12 protein-coding genes are annotated in these 17,026 nt (G+C 47.2%); all 12 read left to right on the top strand.

Annotation, left to right across the window (positions count from 1 at the left end):
* The first annotated feature begins 66 nt into the window (after nucleotides 1-66).
* Nucleotides 67-3,924 (top strand): DNA-directed RNA polymerase subunit beta, encoded by a 3,858-nt coding sequence (gene rpoB, locus A8806_RS18805; protein ID WP_109732708.1) that lies wholly within the window; start codon nucleotides 67-69, stop codon nucleotides 3,922-3,924.
* A gap of 14 nt (nucleotides 3,925-3,938) precedes the next feature.
* Nucleotides 3,939-7,568 (top strand): DNA-directed RNA polymerase subunit beta', encoded by a 3,630-nt coding sequence (rpoC, locus tag A8806_RS18800; RefSeq protein ID WP_109732707.1) that lies wholly within the window; start codon nucleotides 3,939-3,941, stop codon nucleotides 7,566-7,568.
* 188 nt (nucleotides 7,569-7,756) lie between these two features.
* Entirely contained in the window at nucleotides 7,757-8,614 is an 858-nt protein-coding gene (locus tag A8806_RS18795) for a hypothetical protein (protein ID WP_109732706.1), read from the top strand.
* On the top strand, nucleotides 8,607-9,425 hold the full coding sequence (locus A8806_RS18790; RefSeq protein WP_109732705.1) for a CheR family methyltransferase: 819 nt from the start codon (nucleotides 8,607-8,609) through the stop codon (nucleotides 9,423-9,425). The genes A8806_RS18795 and A8806_RS18790 overlap by 8 nt, the downstream gene beginning before the upstream one ends.
* A 36-nt stretch (nucleotides 9,426-9,461) precedes the next feature.
* On the top strand, nucleotides 9,462-9,827 hold the full coding sequence (locus A8806_RS18785) for a response regulator (protein WP_109732704.1): 366 nt from the start codon (nucleotides 9,462-9,464) through the stop codon (nucleotides 9,825-9,827).
* A 21-nt stretch (nucleotides 9,828-9,848) separates the two neighbouring features.
* Nucleotides 9,849-11,525: a methyl-accepting chemotaxis protein gene (locus A8806_RS18780; protein WP_109732703.1), complete on the top strand. Its 1,677-nt coding sequence runs from the start codon at nucleotides 9,849-9,851 to the stop codon at nucleotides 11,523-11,525.
* A gap of 58 nt (nucleotides 11,526-11,583) precedes the next feature.
* Nucleotides 11,584-12,195: a chemotaxis protein CheC gene (locus tag A8806_RS18775; protein ID WP_109732702.1), complete on the top strand. Its 612-nt coding sequence runs from the start codon at nucleotides 11,584-11,586 to the stop codon at nucleotides 12,193-12,195.
* Nucleotides 12,196-12,199: 4 nt separating this feature from the next.
* A complete protein-coding gene (locus A8806_RS18770) occupies nucleotides 12,200-12,676 on the top strand; it encodes a chemotaxis protein CheD (protein ID WP_109732701.1) in 477 nt (158 codons plus the stop codon).
* 37 nt (nucleotides 12,677-12,713) lie between these two features.
* Entirely contained in the window at nucleotides 12,714-13,664 is a 951-nt protein-coding gene (locus tag A8806_RS18765; RefSeq protein WP_109732700.1) for a GGDEF domain-containing response regulator, read from the top strand.
* Between the two features lie 4 nt (nucleotides 13,665-13,668).
* Nucleotides 13,669-15,669, top strand: coding sequence for a chemotaxis protein CheA (locus A8806_RS18760; protein ID WP_109732699.1), 2,001 nt, complete (start codon nucleotides 13,669-13,671; stop codon nucleotides 15,667-15,669).
* Nucleotides 15,660-16,115 carry a chemotaxis protein CheW gene (locus A8806_RS18755; RefSeq protein WP_109732698.1) on the top strand — a complete coding sequence of 152 codons (456 nt, stop codon included), beginning with the start codon at nucleotides 15,660-15,662 and terminating at the stop codon, nucleotides 16,113-16,115. The genes A8806_RS18760 and A8806_RS18755 overlap by 10 nt, the downstream gene beginning before the upstream one ends.
* A 131-nt stretch (nucleotides 16,116-16,246) precedes the next feature.
* On the top strand, nucleotides 16,247-16,978 hold the full coding sequence (locus A8806_RS18750; RefSeq protein ID WP_109732697.1) for a GntR family transcriptional regulator: 732 nt from the start codon (nucleotides 16,247-16,249) through the stop codon (nucleotides 16,976-16,978).
* Nucleotides 16,979-17,026 lie beyond the last annotated feature (48 nt).

Here is a 17,026-nt window from a genome sequence, read left to right as displayed (position 1 = left end):
ATATTACTGGAATTAACGAAGGGCGACTCGTAGCCCGCCAAAAAATATATGAGGAGTGAAACGTCAATGGAGAAAAACAGAATTCGTCCCATCACAAACGGAAAAAGTTCACGCATGAGCTATTCCAGACAAAAAGAAGTATTAGAGATGCCGAATCTAATCGAAGTCCAGAAAGACTCTTACCAGTGGTTTCTGGATGACGGACTGAAAGAGGTATTTGATGATATTTCCCCGATCACTGACTTCAGTGGACACTTAAGTCTGGAATTTGTCGATTTTACACTTTGCGAAGACGACGTAAAGTACACAATCGAAGAGTGTAAAGAGCGTGATGCAACATACGCTGCGCCTTTGAAAGTAAGGGTCAGACTTTACAACAAAGACAACGATGAGATTAACGAACATGAAATATTTATGGGAGACCTGCCGCTTATGACGAAGACAGGTACCTTTGTAATCAACGGTGCTGAGCGTGTCATCGTAAGCCAGTTGGTTCGTTCCCCTGGTATCTACTATGGGATAGCCCATGATAAGTTAGGTAAAGAACTTTACTCAGCAACAGTCATCCCAAACCGTGGTGCATGGCTGGAATATGAAACAGACTCCAATGACGTTTTTTATGTACGTGTAGATAGAACGAGAAAAGTGCCGATTACAGTATTGATCCGTGCACTTGGTATCGGAACGAATGCAGAAATCATCGACCTCTTTGGTGAGGAGCCAAAAATCCTTGCAAGTTTCGGCAAAGATACAGCCGAGAATTATCAGGAAGGTCTGCTTGAATTATATAAGAAGATACGGCCGGGCGAACCGCTTGCGGTAGACAGCGCAGAGAGCCTGATTACGAGTATGTTCTTCGATCCGAGGCGCTATGACCTGGCGAAAGTCGGACGATATAAGTTCAACAAAAAGCTGGCTTTAAAGAACCGCGTAACAGGACAGAGACTGGCAGAGGACGTTGCAAGCCCGCTGACAGGAGAGATTCTGGCGGAAAAAGGAACCGTGATTTCAAGAACACTTGCAGATGAGATTCAGAACGCAGCAGTGCCTTACCTGTGGGTAGAGGGAGAGGATGAATCACGCAATATTAAGATTCTTTCCAACATGATGGTTGACCTGCAGGCAGTTGTAGATATCGACCCGAAGGAAGTGGGAGTGACAGAACAGGTATATTATCCGGTACTCGCAGGACTTCTGGAAGAATCAGCAGGGGACATCGACGAACTGAAATCCATGATCCGCAGGGATATTCATGATCTGATTCCGAAGCATATTACAAAGGAAGATATTTTAGCTTCCATTAACTATAACATCCATCTGGAATACAGAATGGGTAATGACGACGATATCGACCATCTGGGTAACAGACGTATCCGTGCTGTCGGAGAACTTCTCCAGAACCAGTACAGAATTGGTCTGTCCAGACTGGAAAGAGTTGTCCGTGAAAGAATGACAACACAGGATCAGGAAGGCATTTCCCCGCAGTCCCTGATCAACATCAAGCCGGTAACAGCGGCAGTTAAGGAGTTCTTTGGTTCTTCCCAGCTGTCACAGTTCATGGACCAGAACAACCCGCTTGGTGAGCTGACCCACAAGAGACGTCTTTCCGCACTGGGACCAGGAGGTCTGTCAAGAGACCGTGCCGGATTCGAGGTTCGTGACGTTCATTATTCCCATTACGGAAGAATGTGCCCGATCGAGACTCCTGAAGGTCCTAACATCGGTCTGATTAACTCACTTGCAACCTATGCAAGAATCAACCAGTACGGTTTTGTGGAAGCCCCATACCGTAAGATTGACAAAACAGATCCGGAGAACCCGATTGTTACAGAAGAAGTTGTCTACATGACAGCTGATGAAGAAGATAATTATCACGTGGCACAGGCGAATGAGCCGCTGGATGAGGAAGGACATTTCATCCATAAGAATGTATCTGGCCGTTACCGTGAAGAGACACAGGAATATGAGAGAAGCAAGTTCGATTACATGGACGTTTCGCCTAAGATGGTATTCTCTGTGGCTACAGCCCTGATTCCTTTCCTGGAGAACGATGATGCCAACCGTGCGCTGATGGGATCCAACATGCAGCGTCAGGCGGTTCCGCTTCTTACAACAGAAGCCCCGGTTGTCGGAACAGGTATGGAAGTGAAGTCTGCAGTTGACTCTGGTGTCTGCATCGTTGCAGAGAGAGCCGGTGTGATTGAGCGCTCCACATCTACAGATATCACAATCAGACATGATGACGGAACGAAGAAGACTTACAAACTGACGAAGTTCTTAAGAAGTAACCAGAGCAACTGTTACAACCAGAGACCAATCGTCGATAAAGGCGAAAGGGTAGAGGAAGGACAAGTAATTGCTGACGGTCCGTCCACGTCCAATGGGGAGATGGCGCTCGGAAAGAACCCTCTGATCGGTTTCATGACATGGGAAGGTTACAACTACGAGGATGCCGTTCTGCTGAGCGAAAGAATGGTTCAGGATGATGTATACACATCTGTGCATATTGAGGAATATGAGGCAGAGGCACGTGATACAAAGCTCGGGCCTGAAGAGATCACAAGAGATATACCGGGTGTCGGCGATGACGCGCTGAAAGACCTGGATGAAAGAGGTATCATCCGCATCGGGGCCGAGGTCCGCGCAGGAGATATCCTGGTCGGTAAAGTAACTCCGAAGGGAGAGACAGAACTGACAGCCGAAGAGAGACTGCTTCGTGCAATCTTCGGTGAAAAGGCGCGTGAAGTAAGAGATACTTCCCTGAAAGTGCCTCATGGTGAATACGGTATTGTCGTAGACGCCAAAGTATTTACAAGAGAGAACGGCGACGAGCTGTCTCCGGGAGTGAATCAGGCAGTCCGCATCTATATTGCGCAGAAGAGAAAGATTTCTGTAGGTGACAAGATGGCCGGCCGTCATGGTAACAAGGGTGTTGTTTCCCGTGTACTTCCGGTAGAAGATATGCCGTATCTTCCGAACGGGCGTCCTCTGGACATCGTTCTGAACCCGCTGGGTGTGCCTTCCCGTATGAATATCGGACAGGTACTTGAGATTCACTTAAGCCTCGCGGCAAGAGCATTAGGATTTAATATCTCTACGCCAGTCTTCGACGGTGCGAACGAGATTGATATTATGGATACCCTGGATCTGGCAAACGATTACGTGAATCTGGAATGGGAAGAATTCGTGGAGAAACACGGCGAAGAGCTCCTTCCGGAAGTTCTGGAATATTTGTCTGACAACAGAGAACACAGAAAACTGTGGAAGGGAGTCCCACTGTCACGCGACGGAAAGGTCCGCTTAAGGGACGGCCGTACCGGAGAGTATTTCGACAGCCCGGTTACAATCGGACACATGCACTACCTGAAGCTTCATCATCTGGTAGATGATAAGATCCACGCCCGTTCTACAGGTCCTTACTCACTGGTTACACAGCAGCCATTGGGCGGTAAGGCACAGTTCGGCGGACAGCGTTTCGGAGAGATGGAGGTTTGGGCACTGGAAGCATATGGTGCATCCTATACTCTGCAGGAAATCCTGACTGTGAAGTCAGATGACGTTGTCGGACGTGTGAAGACCTATGAAGCAATCATTAAAGGCGAGAACATCCCTGAACCGGGAATTCCGGAGTCCTTCAAGGTACTTTTAAAAGAGCTTCAGTCACTGGCACTGGATGTACGAGTGCTGCGTGATGACAATACAGAAGTAGAGATTATGGAAACTGTAGATTTCGGCGAGACCGATCTGCACTCTATTATCGAAGGTGACAGAAGATACCGTGATGAAGATGAACCTCTCGGGGAACATGGATTCACAGAACAGGAATTTGTTGGGGAAGAACTTGAGGATGTGGAACCTGAGGACGATGAATTCGAAGACGATGCAGAGCTCGACTTTGATGAATTTATAGATGACGAAGAATAGGAGGAGCCATTTATATGCCAACAAGTAACAATGAACAACAATACCAACCATTGACTTTTGATGCAATCAAAATCGGGCTGGCTTCACCGGAAAAAATTATGGACTGGTCAAGAGGTGAGGTAACCAAGCCGGAGACCATTAACTATAGAACACTGAAACCTGAGAAAGACGGACTTTTCTGTGAGCGTATTTTCGGACCAAGCAAGGACTGGGAGTGCCACTGCGGTAAGTACAAGAAGATTCGTTACAAGGGTGTTGTCTGCGACAGATGTGGTGTCGAAGTAACAAAAGCCTCCGTACGCCGTGAGCGTATGGGGCACATCGCACTGGCAGCGCCGGTTTCCCATATCTGGTACTTTAAAGGAATCCCGAGCCGTATGGGACTGATTCTGGATATTTCTCCGAGAACACTGGAGAGAGTGCTGTATTTTGCTTCTTATATCGTACTCGATAAAGGAGAAACTGACTTACAGTACAAACAGATCTTATCCGAGGCAGAGTATCAGGAAGCAAAAGAAAAATGGGGCTATGGCTCATTCCGTGTCGGAATGGGGGCTGAGTCCATTCAGGAACTGCTCCAGTCTATTGATCTGGAAAAGGAATATGCAGAACTGCAGGCTGGCCTGACCAACGCAACAGGACAGAAGCGTGCAAGAATCGTAAAACGTCTGGAAGTAGTAGAAGCATTCCGTGAATCCGGCAACAAACCGGAGTGGATGATTCTGACAGCTATTCCGGTTATCCCGCCGGATTTACGTCCGATGGTACAGCTGGACGGCGGACGTTTCGCAACATCTGACTTAAATGATTTATACAGAAGAATTATTAATAGAAATAACCGTCTTAAGAGACTCCTTGAACTGGGAGCCCCGGACATTATCGTGCGTAACGAGAAACGTATGCTGCAGGAAGCTGTTGATGCGCTCATTGACAACGGCCGCCGCGGCCGCCCGGTTACAGGCCCCGGAAACAGGGCGCTGAAATCCTTATCTGACATGCTGAAAGGTAAATCCGGACGTTTCCGCCAGAACCTGCTCGGAAAACGTGTTGACTATTCAGGACGTTCCGTTATCGTCGTAGGGCCGGAACTGAAGATCTACCAGTGCGGTCTGCCGAAAGAGATGGCGATCGAGCTGTTCAAGCCTTTTGTTATGAAAGAGCTGGTTGCAAACGGAACCGCGCATAACATCAAAAATGCAAAGAAGATGGTGGAAAGACTTCAGACGGAAGTATGGGATGTACTCGAGGAAGTTATCAAAGAGCATCCGGTTATGCTGAACCGTGCCCCCACACTTCACAGACTTGGTATTCAGGCATTTGAGCCGATCCTTGTAGAAGGTAAAGCGATCAAGCTGCACCCGCTCGTATGTGCTGCCTACAATGCCGATTTCGATGGAGACCAGATGGCCGTCCATGTACCGCTGTCTGTAGAAGCACAGGCTGAGTGCCGTTTCTTACTGCTCTCACCGAACAACCTGCTGAAACCATCCGATGGTGGTCCGGTTGCCGTTCCTTCACAGGATATGGTACTTGGTATCTACTATCTGACACAGGAAAGACCTGGTGCCAAAGGTGAAGGTATGTTCTTCAAGAGTACGAATGAAGCGATACTGGCATACGAAAATGGTTATGTAACACTGCATTCCAGAATCAAAGTCCGTGTGTCAAAGATGATGCCTGACGGAACCGAGAAGACGGGTGTGATAGAGGCAACAGTAGGAAGGCTCCTGTTCAATGAAATCATTCCTCAGGACCTCGGATTCGTGGATCGTGAAGTGGAGGGCAATGACCTGATACTTGAGGTTGATTTCCATGTAGGTAAGAAACAGCTCAAACAGATCCTTGAGAAGGTTATTAATACACACGGTTCTACACAGACAGCAGAAGTGCTTGATAACGTAAAAGCGATCGGCTACAAGTTCTCTACAAGAGCGGCTATGACCGTATCTATTTCCGATATGACTGTGCCGCCGGAGAAGCCTCAGATGATCGAGGAAGCACAGAATACCGTTGACAGGATCACAAAGAACTACAAGCGTGGTCTGATCACCGAGGAAGAGCGTTACAAAGAAGTCGTTGAGACATGGAAGGCAACCGATGATAAGCTGACAGAGGCGCTGCTGTCCGGTCTTGATAAATATAACAACATCTTCATGATGGCTGATTCCGGAGCCCGTGGTTCCGATAAACAGATCAAGCAGCTGGCAGGTATGCGCGGGCTTATGGCCGATACAACGGGCCGTACAATCGAGCTGCCTATCAAGTCTAACTTCCGTGAAGGTCTGGACGTATTGGAGTACTTTATGTCTGCACATGGTGCCCGTAAAGGTCTGTCTGATACAGCCCTGCGTACAGCCGATTCAGGATACCTGACAAGACGTCTTGTCGACGTTTCCCAGGAACTGATCATTCATGACAGCGACTGTGTGGAAGAAGGAAAAGAAATTCCGGGAATGTATGTCAAAGCATTCATGGATGGAAATGAAGAGATTGAGAGCCTTCAGGAGCGTATTACAGGACGTTTCTCCTGTGAGGATATTAAAGATAAAGATGGAAATGTCCTTGTAAAAGCAAACCACATGATTACTCCGAGACGTGCGGAGAAAGTCATGAAAAAGGGTGTGGATGCAAAGGGCAACCACTTAGAAAGCGTTAAGATCCGTACCATGCTTACATGTAAGTGCAAGAATGGTGTATGCTCCAAGTGTTACGGAGCGAACATGGCAACGGGAGAAGCAGTACAGGTCGGCGAAGCTGTCGGCATTATTGCTGCACAGTCCATCGGTGAGCCGGGTACACAGCTGACCATGCGTACATTCCATACGGGTGGTGTTGCCGGTGACGATATCACACAGGGTCTTCCTCGTGTCGAGGAGCTTTTTGAGGCAAGAAAGCCGAAAGGTCTTGCCATTATCACAGAGTTTGCAGGTACTGCAGTGATCAGCGATACAAAGAAGAAGCGTGAGATCATCGTAACAAATAGTGAGACAGGAGAGTCCAAGGCATACCTGATCCCGTATGGTTCCCGTATCAAGATACAGGACGGCGCGGTATTAGAGGCCGGAGACGAACTGACAGAAGGTAGCGTGAATCCTCATGATATCCTGAAGATCAAAGGCTTACGTGCCGTTCAGGATTATATGATTCAGGAAGTACAGCGTGTATACCGCCTGCAGGGTGTTGAGATCAACGATAAGCATATCGAGGTTATTGTGCGCCAGATGCTGAAGAAGATTCGTATCGAGGAGCGCGGTGATTCCGAATTCCTGCCGGGTACAATGGCAGATGTGCTGGAATTCAATGAAGTGAATGAACAGCTTGAAGCAGAAGGCAAAGAGCCGGCAACGGGCGAGCAGATTATGCTTGGTATCACAAAAGCATCCCTTGCAACAGATTCCTTCCTGTCGGCAGCATCCTTCCAGGAGACAACAAAGGTTCTGACGGAAGCTGCAATCAAGGGTAAAGTTGACCATCTGGTCGGACTGAAAGAAAATGTAATCATCGGTAAGCATATTCCGGCTGGTACAGGTATGAGAAAGTACCGTGATGTTAAACTGAGCACGGAATTTGAAATGGATGACGAGATAGACTTTGACGAAGAACTAGATATTGAGGAAGAACTGGTACTTGCAGAAGAAGAATAGAAAAAGGAGCTGACGGCTATTTAGCCGCCGGCTCTTTTTTTACCTGCAGAGGTGAACAAAACAGACGGAAAATCACAGGGGAAACACTTGTAATATAAAAATATTTAACAAAAACTAACGGTTATCTTGTGTTTACGTCAGGAATAAAGTATGATTAAATTAGCTTGAATTTGAGGGGGCGGTTATGTATGGAAAAGATGGACAGTTCTTATCTGGTGTTTGAGGTGGATGCGGTTTTTTATCTGCTTACTCTTTCCTGTGTAGAAAGAATCATGGATGCGGACCAGGTGACAGAGCTGTCTTTTGTTGATTTTTTGCATACCGCAGGAGGTCATACGGACAGCGGAAATACTGTACACAGGTATTGTATACTACTGAAGGCAGACGATATACAAAGTACCTGCCCGGATGATTTTTGTATTGACCGGGAGGCGGCAGGAATCTTAGCCAGCAGAATAGACGGGATTGTAGAAAGCAGCTATCTGAGAGAATTCCCGCTGACGGAGCCGGTTATCAACAGTCAGAACCATTTTCTGAAATCGGTGGCGAAAATACAGCTGGCTGACGGCGAACGCTGGGGCTATATGCTGGACGCAAAGCTGCTGAAAAAGGCAGCAGAGATGGACACGCCCATACAGGCGGCAGAGGAACAAGGGACAGAAGTATGGAAAACGCCGGCAGAAGAGGCGGCACAGTACCTTATACTGGAGCGGGAAGGGCAGACCATATATATAGACAGGGATAAGATAGTGGCTGTAGTGATGCGGCCCCAAATTTTGAGAGTGCCGCTGGCCTCTGACCGGGTAATGGGGATTTCTTTTTATGAAGAGGAGCTGGTGGTGTATTATGGCCAGTCTGTGGAAAGCGATAAAGAGTGTTTACCGGAAGGCGCGAGAGGTTTTGCCTGTGGTATCATATTCAGGACAGAACAAGGACATCTTGCAGGTATGGCAGGTGATTCTACAGGAGAAGCAAGTGCCGGGAGTGGATTAACTGATTCAATACTGCCGTTGGGGGACGGCGTGTGGGGGAAAAGAAGTGATTAGGCTTACAGATCAGGAGTTTTTGGATATTGTGGAATATTTCCGTACACAATACGGAATTAATCTTAAAAATAAAAAGATATTAATCGAATGCAGAATGGTAAAAGAGCTTGAACGGTGCGGTGCAGAAACGTTTGCGGAGTATCTGAAAATGCTTCAGAAGGACCGGACCGGTGAGATTGCAGGCGGAATGGTAAACCGGCTGACGACAAACTTTACGTATTTCCTTCGGGAACCGGAACATTTTACTATACTCAAAGAGAGGGTCCTGCCGGAGCTGGCTCTAAAGAAAAGGTATGGATCCTGCCAAATATGGTGCGCCGGCTGTGCCACAGGTGAGGAATGCTATACACTTAAGATGTGTCTTCAGGAATATCAGGACCAGGGAGGACAACTGCCGAATGTGAGAATCCTTGCCACGGATATTTCGGAGGAAGTACTTAAGAAGGCAGAACAGGGCATCTATCCGGAACGGGAACGTGAAAATATCCCGTTGTCCTGGCGGGAGAAGTATTGTCAGGATATTGATAAAAATAATTTCCGGGTAAATGAAAACCTCAGGTATAACATAAGGTTTCAGAAGCATAATCTGATGGAGCCGATGAGACAGAATGGAAAGTTTGACGTTATATTCTGCCGGAATGTCATGATTTATTTTGACAAGGTGTCAAGAAAGCAGCTTGTTTCACGGCTTGAGGAAAACCTGAATCCCGGAGGGTATCTGTTCATAGGTCACGCGGAACTGCTCTCCAGGGAAGAGACAAGTCTGGAGCAGGTGTATCCGGCAGTATACAGAAAGTCAGAGAATGCATAAGAGATCAGGGGCTTTAAAAAGGATGGAGGAAAAGATATGGAAAATAAAATAATGATAGTAGATGATGCTGTGTTTATGAGGACGACCATACGAAAAACACTGGAAAAGGCAGGATATAATAATATTCTGGAGGCGGCTGACGGGGATGAGGCGGTTGCCATCTACCGCAGGGAAAGCCCGGACCTTGTTCTGCTCGATATTACTATGCCCGGAAAGTCAGGGATCGAAGTACTGGGTGAGATTATTGAATATGACCCGAAGGCTAAAGTCGTTATGTGTTCTGCAATCGGACAGGAGATGATGATCCAGAAGGCGATTGGCTGCGGTGCTCTGGAATTTATAGTGAAACCATTTAAAAAAGAAGAACTACAAAAGGTAGTTGCATATATTCTGGAAAGCTAATACATAGGAGAGGAAAAAGCTATGAAGGGACTTTTTAAGAATCTGAGAGTGGGGCGAAAGCTGATGGCAGCATTTGCCACGGTCATAGCACTGTATATCCTGACGGTTATATTATCGGTTCTGAGCATTCGTGATCTCGGACAAAGAATGGAGGCGCTGTACAGCGGCCCGTTTGCAAATGTTGAGACTTCACATGAAGTGAGCACGAATATTTTACAGATTGTAAAAAATCTTGCAATCATATCTACAACGGATAATGTGGTTGATGAAGAAGAGTACATGCAGATTATTCAGGAAACAGCGAACAATGTTGATGCAGGGATAACAGAGCTTAATTCGGGATATATCAGCGGCGGAGAAAAAGTAGACCAGCTTGCTGATGAATATGGAAAATTAAAAGAGGCCCGCCAGCGCGTTTATACATATCTTGAGCAGAATAATGACCAGGCGGCATTTGATGTCTATTTTAAGGAATACGAGCCACAGGCGGAAACTGTAATCAGTGTTGTAGATGAGGTCGAGGAAGCCTCCAAAGCAGATGCAGAAGCCAGTCTGGAAACCGTTAAAAAACAGAATGTCAGTGTCATTACATTCTTGAGTATGCTTGCGGCCTTTTGTGTCCTGATTACCATCTTTTTATGGATTGCGATTACCAGAAGCACAGTGCAGCCTATTATAGCAGTGAAGGGGGCAGCCAGCCAGATTGCAAATGGCCAGCTGGATGTGAAACTGGATTACGAATCCGCCAATGAATTTGGTGAACTGGCTGATGATATCCGTTCCACAGCACGGTCCTTAAGCCTCTATGTTTCGGAACTGAGAAAAGGCCTGCTCGCTCTGGGGGCCGGACGGCTGAACTATACATGTGATATAAAGTTCAAGGGGGATTTTATCGCTCTCGGTGAATCGATGGAAGAGATTGGAAAGATGCTCAGAAATTCCATGAGGCAGATCAGCAGCAGTTCGGAGCTGGTGTCAGGAGGGGCAGAGCAGGTATCTGACGGGGCCCAGGTGCTGGCACAGGGGGCGTCTGAACAGGCGAGCTCGATCGAAGAGCTTGCCGTAAGCATCAATGAAATTGCTGAAAGCGTAGGCATCAACGCAGAGAAAGCTGTGAAGTCCAGAGACTATGCGTCTGAAGTAAGAGACCGCATTCTGGAGAACAACCAGCAGATGGAGAAGCTGCAGGGCAGCATAAAAGAGATTCAGGAAAACTCGAAAGAAATTACAGGCATTGTCAAGGAGATAGAAGACATCGCATTTCAGACGAATATACTGGCCCTGAATGCGTCTGTAGAGGCAGCAAGGGCAGGTGATGCTGGCAAAGGCTTTGCAGTTGTGGCAGGAGAGGTGCGCCGGCTTGCGGCCAAGACCGCAAGTGCGTCCAAGCTGACTGCAGACCTTGCGGAGAAGAACTCAGAGGCTGTCAGAGAAGGCTATGAGGCTGCCAGTATGACAGCCCGTACATTAAAGACATCTGTAGAAGGTGCCGAGACCGTTAACGAGATGGTCGGGGACATATCCAGGCTCTCCGAACAGCAGGCAGATGCAATCGCCCAGATCAGAAAGAGTGTTGAGCTGATCTCGGATATTGTGCAGGGTAACTCTGCCACATCGGAAGAGAGTGCAGCAGCAAGCGAGGAGTTGTCAGCCCAGGCCCAGATGCTGAGAGAACTGGTAGAACAGTTTGAACTTTAATACAGCACCGGCAAAGTATTAATGATACGCGGTACTGGGACAGGAAAGAAGGATACAGATGGAAAATTATTTAGCTTTGGATGATATAGCAAAGGATATATTAAAGGAACTGGGAAACATCGGGACGGGAAATGCGGTCGCATCTCTTTCAATGATGATGGAGCATCCGCTTGAAGTAGGGGTGCCGACTCTCAGATTCGTGAAATACCAGGACATTTTTGATGAGCTTGACATACAGGAAGAACTGCAGGCGGGCATTCTGATTCAAGTATTTGGTGAACTCAAGGGGATGTTCCTCTTCCTGATGGATGAGGCGTTTACGCGTGCAGTTATGGATGCGATGCTGGAAGAGAAAGAGAGGGACCTGACGGCTTTGGATGAAATGGAGCTGTCTGTGTTAAGTGAGCTTGGAAACATTATGTGCGGTTCCTATATACGCGCCTTGTCACAGGTTACCGGGATGGAGACAGATGTGTCTGTACCCGATATGTGCATTGATATGGGAGGTGCGATCCTGGGTGTTCCGCTTGCAAGACATCTGCAGGTCAGTGATGACGTGCTGTTGATCGAGAATGTATTCCGTATGGGAGGCCATGCTTATGTCGGACGGATACTGTTCTGGCCGGAGATGACAGCAATGACTGCCATACTGGATAAGCTCAGGGAGTAATACTATGGAAAAAATCGTGGTGGGAATTGCTGAAGGAAAAACGGCCAGAAACGGCCAGGCATTGGTTTCTTACGCACTGGGATCGTGCGTAGGAGTATGTCTATATGACACGAAGACGAAAGTAGCTGCAATGGCCCATGTGATTTTACCTGACAAGAGCCGCGCGGTAAATCAGGAGAATGTATATAAGTTTGCAGTGGAAGGGACTCGTGAGCTGATCAGTGAGATTTGCAGTCAGGGAGCCAGCAGGAGAACTCTGACAGCGAAGATTGCAGGCGGTGCCAGGATGTTCCGCGGCGTAGAAAAGGGCTGGGATATCGGGTACTGGAATATACAGAGTGTGAAGAAAACACTGCAGGAAGAGGGCGTCCGGATTGCCGGGGAAGATACCGGGGGAAGCTATGGAAGGACGATTACTTTCCGGTCAGAAGACGGTGTGCTGGAAATAAGTACAGTCAGACATGAAATGATATATTTATGAGATATAGTATGCAGATACAATAGATGGAGGGACTATGATGGAAACGGAAAGGAAACAAATTGTAATGGTGGTGGACGACAGTCTTATGATCTGCCAGCAGATTAAAGCAGCGCTTCGGGATACAGATATATTTCTTTGTGAGGCACATACCGGGGCAGAGGCGCTGGATATGATAGAACAGTACCAGCCGGATCTGATTCTTTTGGACGTCGTATTGCCGGATACGGATGGATATCAGCTCTTTGACAAGCTGAAAATGAGGGATCAGAATAACGCTTCCATTGTCTATCTGACATCGAAAGATAAAGATGATGATGTAGTGAAGGGATTTACGCTTGGGGCATGTGATTACATTAAAAAACCTTTTGTCAAAGGTGAGCTTCAGTCACGCGTAGTAGCGCATTTGAAAATGAAGTGCCAGAAAGACGATTTGAACAGGATGAACACAGAACTGAAGACGACCATGAGCAAGCTGAATGAGCTTGCATTCAAGGATGGTCTGACGGGACTCTACAACAGGAGATATGTTGTGGGGGATCTGTTAGATGACATCAAAGGCAGCAGGGTAGAGGAAAAGAAAAATGTTGTGATTCTGTGCGATATCGACGATTTTAAAAAAGTGAATGATACATATGGACATGATGCCGGAGATGCGGCTCTCGTTTGTATTGCTAATATAATGGAGGCGCACTGCCGCCAGCATAAAGTTGTGAGATGGGGCGGGGAAGAATTCCTGATTGTGCTTTTCAATGTGACGGAGCAGGAAGCATTTGAGATTAGTGAAACGATCCGTAAAGACATAGAACAATTTGGAATCTGGAACAAGGAAGATAAGTTTTTCTGTACGATTACATTGGGGCTCCATGTTTACGGACAACAGGAAGGAATCGAGGAATGTATCGCGTGTGCGGACAAGGCACTGTATTATGGCAAGAGAAACGGGAAAAACCGCAGCGTATGGTATGAAAGCATAGAACAGGCGGAGTGAGAATATGGGATACTTTGATGAAGATGCACAGGAGATGCTGGAAGTATATCTGATGGAGGCAAAACAGCTGACGGAACAGCTCGGTGCGGTTCTTCTGGAGACTGAAAAGAAGAATGCTTTCACAGGGGAAGATATTCATAACATATTTCGGATCATGCATACACTAAAGAGTTCTTCTGCAATGATGGGGCTGAAAGGATTATCTTCGCTGGCACATACGATGGAGGATTTATTTTCCTGGTTCAGAGAACAGCAGGAAGGAATCGAACAGGCGGAAACGGAGTTGTTTGATTTGCTGTATGCATTTTCAGATTATATTGAAGATGAAATGAAGTGCATGGTGCTGGCTGGTTACGAACCGGGAGATACGTCCGTACTGGAAGCAGGGGCAAAAGATTACCTGAAGAAAATCAGCAGTGAGCAGGTGTGCGGGGAAATAAAAGAACAGAAATCTGCCGGGGAGGAGGATGACAGACCCCGGGAGATGTTGGAGAAGCCCGGGGTTATCGTAAGGATCAGGCTGGAGGAAGGATGCCGGATGGAAAATATCCGCGCATTTATGGTTGTGCGCCAGATTACAGGTCTGTGCACGGAGTTGGAGACCCTCCCTGCGAATCTGGAAAGTGCACAGAGTGAAGCGGAGCAAATTGCTGAACACGGAGTCTTTATCCGTTTCCAGAGCGAACACAAAGAACAGGTTATGGATATATTAAGGGGAGGCCTGTTTGTTGCCCAGTGTGAGATACTGAAGGAAAACACGGCGGCTGGGAAGAAGGAACCGGAGCCTGCCGCGCCTGCGGCAGCAGCATCAAATCCCGAGAATGACTTTTTGAACGTACGCAGCGACAGGCTTGACCGTCTGCAGAACCTTGCCCGTGAGATGATCATACAGATGATGTCCCTGGAGGCCCAGCTTGAGGAGAACGGGATGAGTGACCTGAAAGAAGGCACCGCCCACCAGATCAATCGGCTCATCAGTGAAGTTGAACGTACAGTCATGGAGATGCGCATGGTACCGGTTGAACGGATCGTCCCGAAGGTTCGCAGGATTCTTAGAGATATCTGCCGGGATGAAAAGAAAGAGGTCGATTTTAAGGCTAGCTGTGGAGATATAGAAGCGGATAAAAGTGTTGTTGAATATATTTCAGAGGCTCTTCTGCATCTGATAAGAAATGCGGTCGATCACGGGATAGAACCTCCTGAAGAGCGGATCGCAGCGGGAAAAGACCCGAAAGGGAAGATAGAGTTTAATGTGGAAAGCACAGTAGGAGAGGTGCTGATTACGATTTCAGATGACGGAAGAGGAATAAGCCAGGACAAGATTCTGGAAAAGTCAAGAAGTATGGGTATCCTCTCCAAACCAGAAGAAGAGTACAGCAGACAGGAAATTATGGACCTGCTTCTCCACCCGGGATTTACGACGAAGGATGTAGTGACGGAATATTCCGGCAGGGGTGTGGGTCTGGATGTTGTAAAGAATGTTTTGGAAAATGCCGGAGGAAACCTGTATATTGAGAGCGAGACAGGAAAAGGCAGTACCTTTACGCTAGTCGTTCCGCTTACACTGGCAACGATGGAGTGTATCCGCTTCAGAGTTGGAGAGTACCGGTTTTCTATTCCTGCACGTTATGTGTTCCGGTTTTTGGAATATGGTAAGAACAGGCAGAATATACAAGAAATCAATGGGCGTAATTATATTTTGTTCGAAGAACGTATGGTGCCGCTCGTTGACCTGAGAAAATTCTATAGTCTGGGAGGGGAGACACCGGATACAGCTGCCATCGTATATGCGAAGGGAACAGAAAAGGAAGGGTGTCTGCTTGTGGACAGCATGTATGAACAGAAGCGCATTGTTATAAAACAGCTCCCGGCCCTGTTTGGAGTCGACTTCCGGCGTAAAACAGGGGCAAGCGGAATGAGCATTATGGGAAGCGGGAAGATCTGTACGGCACTTGACCTGGAAATACTGTTTGATTTATATGAAAGAGGGAACATATGGAGATAGAGAATGACCGCGAACTGCTATGCATACGCGGGAAGAAGAAAAATTATGCGTTTGAGTTCAGGGACATCAGGGAAATATGCCGTGAGCTGAAGATATCCAGAATGCCCTGCCTCCCCGAACATTTTACCGGGGTCTGTAATTACAAAGGCGGGATTGTGCCGGTTTTGTGTATAGAAGAGACAGAGCCGGAGGAGGAGAGGACGCTTGTTTTTATCTTTGAGTACCAGAATTACCAGCTGGGAATCTTATATTCGGGAGAGCCATATATACTTGACCCGGGAAAGTATACTGAGATTCAGAGACCGGAAAGTGAGAGTGCCTGCAATGAGATCTGGATAGAGAAGAAGATGATTCTGGCGGATGAAGAGATATATACTGTTCTTGATATGGAGAAGATTATATGGAATCTGGCTAAATTTTTTCAGGGGGAATATATGAAGTATTAAGTGATCCCAATGAAAGCCCCTTTTAAAGCCCGGAAAGATTTGCTATAATCTATATAAAGAACTGTCTGCACAAAAGCGGAGTATTGCCGGTTGAATTTATCAGCAGCAGTCAAGGAACAGGAAGGTATGTTATGAACGAGGAACGTGTGCCAAAATATTATCAGTTAAAGAAGGAGATCATCCGCAAGATCGAGATGGAGGAATATACTCCGGACGGGCCGATACCAAGCGAGCGTGAACTGATGGAGCAGCATCAGGTCAGCAGGATTACCGTACGCAAGGCGATTGATGAGCTGGTTGTCGAGGGATACCTGTATAAAGTACAGGGGAAAGGGACTTATGTAAAGACTGATGAGAAGAGCAATGATCTGTTCTCTTTAGTCAGTTGTACCCAGGCTGTACGCAATATGGGGATGACACCGACCAAGCAGGTGATTGTATCGCAGGTTCTTACGACAGATAAAAAGAGGGCAAAGGCGCTGAATCTGACAGCTGCGGATCAGGTTTTCCAGCTGGGGAGGGTCTTATATGCCAATGAAGAGCCGTTGAACTATACGCTTACATATCTGCCGATGAAGCTGTTTCCGGGGCTTGAAAAGCATGATTTTGGGAAAGAGTCTCTGTATCAGGTGCTCGGGGAAGAGTACCATGTCAATATTACCAAGGCACGCAGAACGGTTGAGGCTGTGCTCGTGAAAGACGAGATTGCCGAGTATCTGGATATTGAACCGGGGATGCCGGTCATACTGTTCGGATGCACCACTTACGGGGAGGTCAACGGACAGGAACAGCCGGTTGAGAATTTCAAGTGCTATTACCGGACGGATAAATATAAGTTTTATATAGACCAGGTGGCCCTGTAGGCAGGAAATGATGATTTTCCTCAGAAACATCCCGACTGGTTATGAAAA

Origin of the sequence: Faecalicatena orotica (assembly GCF_003149245.1) — a bacterium.
GTDB lineage: Bacteria > Bacillota > Clostridia > Lachnospirales > Lachnospiraceae > Faecalicatena_A > Faecalicatena_A orotica.
Note: the sequence above shows the minus strand (reverse complement) of the source record. Positions and strands in the feature narration are given on the sequence as shown.

Coding starts and splice junctions, on each gene's coding strand:
- rpoB (WP_109732708.1), top strand. CDS start 67: ATGGAGAAAAACAGAATTCGTCCCATCACAAACGGAAAAAGTTCACGC.
- rpoC (WP_109732707.1), top strand. CDS start 3,939: ATGCCAACAAGTAACAATGAACAACAATACCAACCATTGACTTTTGAT.
- A8806_RS18795 (WP_109732706.1), top strand. CDS start 7,757: ATGGAAAAGATGGACAGTTCTTATCTGGTGTTTGAGGTGGATGCGGTT.
- A8806_RS18785 (WP_109732704.1), top strand. CDS start 9,462: ATGGAAAATAAAATAATGATAGTAGATGATGCTGTGTTTATGAGGACG.
- A8806_RS18780 (WP_109732703.1), top strand. CDS start 9,849: ATGAAGGGACTTTTTAAGAATCTGAGAGTGGGGCGAAAGCTGATGGCA.
- A8806_RS18775 (WP_109732702.1), top strand. CDS start 11,584: ATGGAAAATTATTTAGCTTTGGATGATATAGCAAAGGATATATTAAAG.
- A8806_RS18770 (WP_109732701.1), top strand. CDS start 12,200: ATGGAAAAAATCGTGGTGGGAATTGCTGAAGGAAAAACGGCCAGAAAC.
- A8806_RS18765 (WP_109732700.1), top strand. CDS start 12,714: ATGGAAACGGAAAGGAAACAAATTGTAATGGTGGTGGACGACAGTCTT.
- A8806_RS18760 (WP_109732699.1), top strand. CDS start 13,669: ATGGGATACTTTGATGAAGATGCACAGGAGATGCTGGAAGTATATCTG.
- A8806_RS18755 (WP_109732698.1), top strand. CDS start 15,660: ATGGAGATAGAGAATGACCGCGAACTGCTATGCATACGCGGGAAGAAG.
- A8806_RS18750 (WP_109732697.1), top strand. CDS start 16,247: ATGAACGAGGAACGTGTGCCAAAATATTATCAGTTAAAGAAGGAGATC.